The 6,352-nt window shown below is 72.0% G+C and carries 6 protein-coding genes; 4 read left to right on the top strand and 2 right to left on the bottom strand.

Annotated elements, in window-relative coordinates; translation table 11 throughout:
* The coding region (locus Q1K33_RS20410) for a PspC domain-containing protein (protein ID WP_300406722.1) at nucleotides 1-550 on the bottom strand (550 nt) is incomplete at its 3' end.
* Between the two features lie 166 nt (nucleotides 551-716).
* Here Q1K33_RS20410 and Q1K33_RS20405 point away from each other — a divergent pair.
* The 3 genes from Q1K33_RS20405 to Q1K33_RS20395 all read left to right on the top strand — a co-directional run bounded on the left by Q1K33_RS20405 (nucleotide 717) and on the right by Q1K33_RS20395 (nucleotide 4,556).
* Nucleotides 717-1,967: a PspC domain-containing protein gene (locus Q1K33_RS20405; RefSeq protein WP_300406720.1), complete on the top strand. Its 1,251-nt coding sequence runs from the start codon at nucleotides 717-719 to the stop codon at nucleotides 1,965-1,967.
* Nucleotides 1,967-2,239 carry a hypothetical protein gene (locus tag Q1K33_RS20400; RefSeq protein ID WP_300406718.1) on the top strand — a complete coding sequence of 91 codons (273 nt, stop codon included), beginning with the start codon at nucleotides 1,967-1,969 and terminating at the stop codon, nucleotides 2,237-2,239. The genes Q1K33_RS20405 and Q1K33_RS20400 overlap by 1 nt, the downstream gene beginning before the upstream one ends.
* 139 nt (nucleotides 2,240-2,378) lie before the next feature.
* Entirely contained in the window at nucleotides 2,379-4,556 is a 2,178-nt protein-coding gene (locus tag Q1K33_RS20395; protein ID WP_300406716.1) for an acyltransferase family protein, read from the top strand.
* Between the two features lie 13 nt (nucleotides 4,557-4,569).
* Here the strand turns inward: Q1K33_RS20395 and npdG are convergent, their stop codons facing one another.
* Nucleotides 4,570-5,238 (bottom strand): NADPH-dependent F420 reductase, encoded by a 669-nt coding sequence (gene npdG, locus Q1K33_RS20390; RefSeq protein WP_300406714.1) that lies wholly within the window; start codon nucleotides 5,236-5,238, stop codon nucleotides 4,570-4,572.
* Nucleotides 5,239-5,375: 137 nt separating this feature from the next.
* On the opposite strand from npdG, the gene Q1K33_RS20385 reads away from it, so the two are divergent.
* Nucleotides 5,376-6,352 (top strand): LLM class F420-dependent oxidoreductase (locus Q1K33_RS20385; RefSeq protein ID WP_300406712.1); only part of this gene is annotated, 977 nt, incomplete at its 3' end.

Below are 6,352 nucleotides of genomic sequence, written 5' to 3'. Positions count from 1 at the left end.
CCGCTATCATCCCCCCGCCTAACCCCCGCCGAGCGTACGCCGCCCCCCCGCCGCCGCCCAGGACGACCCGGACGGGGTCGATCGACCCGGTGGCGTCGAGCCAGCGCTCGCGCTGCGCCTCGTCGGCCTGCCGCCACAGCAGGGCCACACCGAGCAGCCCCAGTGCCAGGGGCCACACGACGGCTCCGCCACCGAAGACCGCACTCACGGCGAAGACGACCCCGACGCCCAGCACGCTGAGCACGAGCACCGGGCCCAGGTCGCCGATGCGGGCCATCCGGCCGGGACGACGCCCGCCGCGCGAGGCGCTCTCGAGACCGGGAGCCGACACCTCGAAGCCGGCCCCGGCGGGCAGCATCACCCACAGTGCGGCGTAGAGGACGACTCCCAACCCGCTCAACGCGGTGCTGAGCACGAAGCCCGCCCGGACCCACACGACCGGCACGCCGAGGTGCTCGGCCAGGCCGGAGGCCACTCCCCCGACGATGGAGACCTCCAGGTCGCGGCGGGCCCGACGAGGGGCGCGAGAGTCGGCAGCGGCGGTTGTCATGGCCAGACCATCGTCACACAGCGCGGGGGCGTGACCCATGCGGAAGAACCCTCCCGGGACCCTGGGACCACCCTGAGGCCGGGGTCCTGCGACTCAGGGGTCGGATGCGGCAGGATCAGGGCTGTCCCCGATGGTGCCGCTGCAGGCCCCCGACGAGGCTGATGCCATGACCACGACCCCACCACCGCCACCGCCGCCACCGCCGGCGGGAGCGCCGTCCGACGCCGCGGACGCCCCACGCGACGCCTCCGACCCGGCCGGCGGCCCGCGCGTCAGCGGGCCAGAGATGCGCAACCTCGCCGCGTTGCGCCGCAGCCGGTCGGACAAGAAGGTCGCCGGCGTCGCCGGCGGCATCTCCCGTCATCTCGACATCGACCCGCTCATCACCCGGGTGGTGCTGGTGGTGCTGTTCTTCTTCGGCGGAGCGGGTCTGATCGTGTACGTCGCCTGCTGGCTCGTCGTCCCTTTGGACGGCGAGGAGACGGCCACCATCCGCCTCGACGACCGCAGCAGGAACGTCGCCCTGACGATCGTGGGCGGGCTGGCGGCGCTGGCCCTGCTGGGTGACAGCCTGGGCGGCTGGGGCTTTCCGTGGCCGCTGGCCGTCGTGGGCGCGATCGTGCTGGTCGTGATGTTCTCCCGAGGTCGTTTCGCGGCCCCGGCGACCACGGGCCCCTCCACGGCGCCTTCCCCTGGCCCTTCCACGGGCCCCTCCGTCGGCACTTCCACCGCTCCGGGCGCACCCACGGCCTGGCAGCCGGTGGCGCAGCCCGTCGCCGAGCCCGTCGAGGGGACGCCGGCCAAGGAGCGTCGCGCCGGTCCTCGCCTGTTCAGCTACGCCGTCGCGATCATCGCCATCGGCATCGGCATCCTGGCGAGCCTCGACCTCGCCGGGGTGCCCGTCGCCGACTCCGCCTACCCAGCGCTCGCCCTCGTCGCCAGTGGCGTGATGCTTACCGTCGGTGCCTTCTGGGGGCGCCCGGGTGGGCTCATCGCCCTCGGCCTCGTCAGTGCACTGGCCACCGCCGCCACCCTCGCGGTCGGTGACCTGGACGCCGGCCAGATCGACCGTTCCCCCTCGACCTCGTCCGGGGTGGCCTCCGACTACGACCTGGACATCGGGGAGATCAAGCTCGACCTCACCGAGGTCGTCGACGCGAGCGAGCTCGACGGACGCACCATCGAGCTGGACGTCGGTCTCGGGCGGATCGAGGTCACCGTGCCCGACGACATCGACGTCATCGTCCGCTCCGACCTCGGAGCCGGGGACAGCACCATCTTCGGTGACGAGAGCAGCGGCGGCACCGACACCGTGACCAGCAGCGCACGCATCGGCGGCGCCGACGTACCCACCCTCACCCTGGACGTCCACGTCGACCTGGGTGAGATCCAGATCAACCGGGAAGGAGGCAACTGATGGCTGCGCAGAGCACCGCCGGTGCCCGTCACCCCGTCAGCATCGGGCACCTCGTGATGGGCGTCGCCCTGCTCGGGCTCGGGGTCGTGTGGGGACTCATCGAGGGCGGGGCCGTCGAGGGAGACGACATCCGCTTCCTCCTGCCCGCGCCCTGGATCCTGGCCGGAGTCGCCGGACTGGCTGCGCTGGTCACCTCGGACCGACGCGCTCTCGCCGCGCAGCGGCGCACGGCCACGGCGCCCCACCCGGCACCCGGCACCGTCGAGGAATAGCCCCTCCCCCGCCCCATCGAAGCACCCGTCGGCCGGACGTCCTGCCGAAGCGGCCATCAGCCTGGTTCCTTGATAAATTCCCGGCGACAGGTTGGCTGCGCGGCAGCGGGTGCATCGATGGGGCGGGGGCGAGGCCGGCGTGAGCGATCACAGCGTGACCGAGCCGCAGCGCACCCCGCCGACAGGTGCCGGCGCCGACGGGCGAGGTTTCCGCGGCGACATCCAAGGCCTGCGCGCGATCGCCGTGCTGGTCGTGATCGGTGCCCACGCCGTCGTCCCCGGTTTCACGGGGGGCTTCGTCGGCGTCGACATCTTCTTCGTGGTCTCCGGCTTCCTGATCACCCAGCTCATCGTGACCGGGATCCGGCGCGAGGACTCCTTCTCACTCGGCGGGTTCTACGCGCGGCGTGCCCGGCGCATCGTGCCGGCCGCCAGCCTGGTCCTGGTCGTCACGGTGGTCGCCTCGATCATCTACTTCAACTTCATCGACGCCCTCGACGCCACCAGGGACGCCCTCTGGGCGGCCTTCTTCGCCGCCAACATCCGCTTCGGCACGCAGGGAGTGGACTACTTCGCTCTCGAGGACTCCGCCTCCCCGCTCCAGCACTACTGGTCGTTGGCGGTCGAGGAGCAGTTCTACATCGTGTGGCCCCTGCTGGTGGCCGTCATCGTGTGGGCCACGCGCCGGCGCCGCTCCCCTGGCTCGGCACCGGTCGGTGCGCTGCTGGCCGTGGCCGTCGTCGGCGGGGCCCTGAGCTTCGGTTGGTCCGTGCACCGCACCGCCGTGGAGCCGACGGCCGCCTACTTCTCGACGTTGACCCGCGCGTGGGAGCTGGCCGTCGGTGCGGTGATCGCGCTGGTGGTGCTCGCCGGACGCACCATCTCCCGCCGCGGCGTCACCGAGCCACTCGCGCTGCTCGGCGTGGCCGGCATCGTCTACTCCGTCATCACCTACGACGAGTCGATGGCCTTCCCGGGCTACGAGGCCGCGCTCCCGGTGCTGTCCGCCGCCGCGCTGCTGATCGCCGGCGCCCACCACCGCTCCCGCCCGACCCTCTCGCGGGTCCTCGCGGTTCCACCGCTGCGCCGCATCGGCGACTGGTCCTACTCGCTCTACCTGTGGCACTGGCCGCTGATCGTGATCCCGCAGGTCGCGATGGGCCGGACCCTCAGCCCCACCGAGACGCTGATCGCCGTCCTGCTCACCTTCCAGTTCGGCTACCTCACCTACCAGTTCGTCGAGCAGCCCTTCCGCACGGTGCCGTTCTGGCGCACGCACCGCCGTGGACTGGTGCTCTACCCGCTGTCGCTGGTCCTGGTCCTCCCGGTCGCCGCCGGAGGTCACGTCGTGGCCGAGCGGCTGGGTTCCGAGCGGGGCAACGACCCGGCGGTGAGCGCCTCGGCCTTCGGGGTCCGCGGTGACGAGGTGCTCGGTCTCGTGCGGGCATCGGTCATCGCCGGACGCAACGGCACGGCGATCCCCAGCGACCTCACCCCCGACCTGATCAACCTGAACGACGACGTGGCCGACGTCGGGGAGTGCAACTACCAGTCCCCGGCGCGACCGGTGTGCCGACGCGGCGACGTCGCCTCCGACAAGGTCATCGTCGTCACCGGCGACTCCCACGCGCGCGCCTGGATCCCCGCGTTCGAGCAGATCGCCCAGGAGGCCGGCTACGCGACGTACTACTTCGTCAAGCAGCAGTGCACAGCCGCGTTCGTCGACCCCGGTCGGCTGGGCAGCGGTGACCCCTGGCCGGAGTGCGAGCAGTTCCACGACTGGGTCGTCGAGCAGGTCGCCGGGCTGCAGCCCGAGCTGATGGTGGTCGCCACGTCCCCCCCGCCGACGGGCGTGTACGACGACGACGGCCTGCTGCTGCGCAACAACGACGACGTCGCCGAGAACGTCGCGGTCGGGTTCGACGACATGTTCGACGCCTACCTTCCGCTCGTCGACCGGATGGTGCTGCTCGCCGACGTGCCGCGGCTTCCCGAGGAGCCGGGCGCCTGCCTGGCCGCCAAGGGAGCCGACCTCGGGGACTGCATGTTCCCGCCGACGTCCTGGAGCGAGCGCAACCGCCTCATCTCCGAGGACGCCGCGGAGCGAGCCGGGGTCCCGGCGATCAACCCGACCCCGTGGCTGTGCGCCGAGGGACTGTGTCCTGTCGTGGTGGGCTCCACGATCGCCTACCGCGACAGAGGCCACATCAGCGCGGCGCGAGCCGGCGAGCTGTGGGTCCCGCTGGGGATAGACCTCGGCCTCCTCGGCCAGCCCGAGCGTCCCCGCGCTCGAGCCCAGGCCGAGGAGACCGACTAGCGCCCAGGGTTCCTCAGAGTCCGGAGATCCGGACCCCGGAGTGTGTCTTGTAGCGCTTGTTGATGGAGATGAGCACGGCCGTGAGCGGCTCGAGCTGACGGGCCAGGCGCAGCTTGCCGGCGTCCACGCCGTCGCGGCCGGTGACCGAGCGGGCCAGCTCCATGACGACCTGCTTGGCGTCCGTGTCGTCGCCGACGACGAGGATGTCCTCCTCGTCGAGGAAGTCCGCCTCGCCCCAGAGGGTCACCGCGGACACGTGGTGGAAGGCGCCGACCACGCGGGAGCCCGGGGCGATCCGCTGCGCCGACTCGGCGGCCGAGCCCTCGCCTCCGTCGACCACGCGGCCCGAGGGGCCCTGCTTGTCGAAGGCGAGCGGGTTCACGCAGGAGACGACGATCGTGTCATCGAGCGGCAGGGTGGCCACGAGGTCGTCGTGCCCGTCGTACGGGATCGCGAGCAGCACCACGTCGGCGCCGGCGCACGCGTCGGCGTTGGCGGCTCCCGTGACCTCACCGGCCCCCTCGACCCCGGCGAGGCGCTCGGCGACCTCGGCTGCGACCGGCACGGCCTTCTCAGCGGCCCGCGAGCCCAGCACGACGCTGTGTCCGTGTCGGGCGAAGCGGTAGCCGAGTCCCTTGCCCTGGGGTCCGGTGCCTCCGATGACGGCGATGCGATAGCTCACGTGGGGTCTCTCTCCTGGGTGCGGTCGACGTTGCGTCTCGACTATCGCACCCTGCGGCGCGGACCTCGGGACCGCATCCCGTTGGTGGGCGCTATCGTGACACCGACACTGTCAGAGTCGACCGCAGGGAGCACCCCATGAAGTTGTCCACGATGTTGATGTACGACGGCAACCCGCGCGCTGCGGCCGACCAGGTCGCCGCCCTCGAGCAGGCCGGCCTCGACCTCGTCTGGGTGGCGGAGGCCTACGGCTTCGACTCCCCCACGCTCATGGGCTACCTGGCCGCGAAGACCGAGACCGTGCAGATCGGCGCCGGCATCCTCAACGTCTTCTCGCGCACCCCGGGCGCGCTGCTGCAGACCGCTGCCGGCCTCGACAACGTCTCCGCAGGCCGGGCGGTGCTCGGCCTGGGCGCCTCCGGACCGCAGGTGATCGAGGGCTTCCACGGGCTGCCCTACAAGCGCCCCCTGGGCCGCACCCGCGAGGTCATCGACATCGTGCGCCAGGGCATGCGCCGCGAGCCCCTCGAGCACGAGGGTCGCGACTTCACCCTGCCGCTCCCCGCCGACCAGGGCCTCGGCCTCGGCAAGCCCCTCAAGCTCCTCACCCGGCCCGAGCGGCCCGAGGTCCCGATCTGGGTCGCCGCCCTCGGCGACAAGAACGTCGAGATGACCGCCGAGGTCGCCGACGGCTGGATCCCCCACCTGTTCTACCCCGAGAAGGCGCAGTCGGTCTGGGGCGAGTCCCTGGCCGCCGGCGCCGCGAAGCGCTCGGCCGACCTGGGCGCCCTGCAGGTCACCGCCGGTGGCATGCTCGCGATCGGCGAGGACGTCAAGGGCATGCTCGACTTCGCCCGACCGATGTTCGCCCTCTACGTCGGCGGCATGGGCGCCAAGGGCAAGAACTTCTACAACGACGTGGCCTGCCAGTACGGCTACGAGGCCGAGGCGACCGAGATCCAGGACCTCTACCTCAGCGGCAAGAAGAAGGAGGCCGAGGCCCTGGTCCCCACGGAGTGGCTCGAGGCCGCCAACCTCGTCGGTCCCGCGTCGTACGTCGAGGAGCGCGTCGCCGCCTTCCGCGAAGCCGGCGTCACCCACCTGCAGGTGATGCC

The organism is Nocardioides sp. (genome assembly GCF_029937575.1).
Classification (GTDB): Bacteria; Actinomycetota; Actinomycetes; order Propionibacteriales; family Nocardioidaceae; genus Nocardioides.
The sequence above is the reverse complement of the archived record's forward strand: the minus strand, read 5'-3'. Positions and strand labels throughout refer to the sequence as shown.